This window comes from Mesorhizobium sp. M2A.F.Ca.ET.042.01.1.1 (assembly GCF_003997405.1).
Taxonomy (GTDB): Bacteria; Pseudomonadota; Alphaproteobacteria; order Rhizobiales; family Rhizobiaceae; genus Mesorhizobium.
Map to the genome: position 1 here is coordinate 1 of NZ_RZRX01000523.1, position 1665 is coordinate 1665.

General features: G+C 65.6%; 2 protein-coding genes and 1 pseudogene. All 3 read right to left on the bottom strand.

The window, feature by feature from the left end; translation table 11 throughout:
* Positions 1 to 288: pseudogene (locus EOA23_RS34480) on the bottom strand (purine-nucleoside phosphorylase); the annotation flags it as partial.
* Positions 285 to 677, bottom strand: a complete 393-nt coding sequence (gene cdd / locus EOA23_RS34485; RefSeq protein ID WP_127307298.1) for a cytidine deaminase — start codon at positions 675 to 677, stop codon at positions 285 to 287. The gene cdd and the pseudogene EOA23_RS34480, both read right to left, overlap by 4 nt.
* Before the next feature lie 60 nt (positions 678 to 737).
* Positions 738 to 1665 (bottom strand): ABC transporter permease (locus tag EOA23_RS34490; RefSeq protein WP_145966601.1); only part of this gene is annotated, 928 nt, incomplete at its 5' end.

Below are 1665 nucleotides of genomic sequence, written 5' to 3' on the forward strand. Positions count from 1 at the left end.
AGCCAGCACCTCCAGCGCCGGGCGCATCGCGGCGGCGTTGCCGTGCTCGTAATAATGGGCGCGGCCGGAGAGCATCAGCACCGGCGTGCCGGCGAAATACCCGGCAACCACTTCGCCGGCATGGCCGGAAACGCCGCTGCGCGGGAAGCCCGGCAATTCGGCATAGGAGATGCGCCTCGCATCCTTGACCTGATCGACCAGCCCGCCAAGTCCCGAGCCCAGCACAAGCGCCGCCTTGGGCGCCAGCCCGTCCAGCTTCTCGACCAGATGATCCAGCGCTTCCATCATTTCAAGATATCACCCCTGAAGCCGTAGGGCAGCATGTCGCCCATGGTGACCGTCTCGGCCACGCCTGTGTCGTCGCAGAGATAGAGCTTGGTGTCCGGACGGCAGAATTCCGCCAGCCGCTGCCGGCAGCCGCCGCAGGGCGAGCATTTGGCCATGCGCTCGGCGATCACCGCGATTTCGACGATCCTGCCGCCGCCACCCATGATGTAGTGGCCGAGCGCGGTCGTCTCGGCGCACCAGCCTTCCGGATAGGACGCCACCTCGATATTGGCGCCGGTGAAGACGCGACCGTCCTCGGTGCGAAGCGCGGCGCCCACCGGGAATTTCGAATAGGGCGCATAGGCCTTGGCCATCGCCGTCTTCGCCGCCTCGAACAGATCATGCGACATACGGTTCTTCTCTCCCATGATCTTGTTCAAATGCCGGTCGCCGCGGATGTGGCAACCCCCTCAACGTTCCTTGACGTAAGGCACGCCGCCGGCGCGCGGCGGAATGGCCTTGCCGATGAAGCCAGCCAACAGGATGACGGTCAGCACATAGGGCAGCGCCTGCATGAACTGCGCCGGCACCTTGCCTACAAGGGGAAGCGGCGAACCCTGCAGGCGGATCGAGGCGGCGTCCAGAAAGCCGAACAACAGGCAGGCGAACATGGCGTTGACCGGTTTCCATTTGGCGAAGATCAGCGCTGCCAGAGCGATGTAGCCCTTGCCCGCCGTCATGTCCTTCACGAAGCCGCCATTCTGCACCATGGAAAGATACGCCCCGGCAACGCCGGTCAGGATACCGGTGCAGATCAGCGCGCGATAGCGCAGCCACGCGACCGAGATGCCGGCGGTGTCAACCGCGGCCGGGTTCTCGCCCACGGCGCGCATCCTGAGCCCAAAGCGGGTGCGAAACAGCACCCACCAGGTGAACGGCACCATGGCAAAGGCGAAATAGACCAGGATCGAATGGCCTGAGATCAGCTCGGCATAGATCGGGCCGATGATCGGCACATCCCTGATCGCCTCGGCGCCGGGCCAGATGATCGCCTCGAAGCGTTCGCCCGGCTGCAGCGCCGGCGTGCGCCCGCCCTGCTGGAACCAGGCCTGGCCGAGGATGATGGTCGATCCGGCGGCGATGAAATTGATCGCCACCCCGGACACGATCTGGTTGCCGCGATGGGTGATCGAGGCGAAGCCGTGCACCAGGGCGAACGCGACCGAGATCAGGATCGCCGTGCCGAGGCCGATCAGCGCCGAGTGGAAGACCGCGGCGGCCGAAGCACCGGCAAAGGCGCCGACCAGCATCTTGCCTTCCAGCCCGATGTCGAAGATGCCGGCCCGTTCCGAATAAAGGCCGGCCAGGCAGGCGAGCAGCAGCGGCACAGAAAGGCGG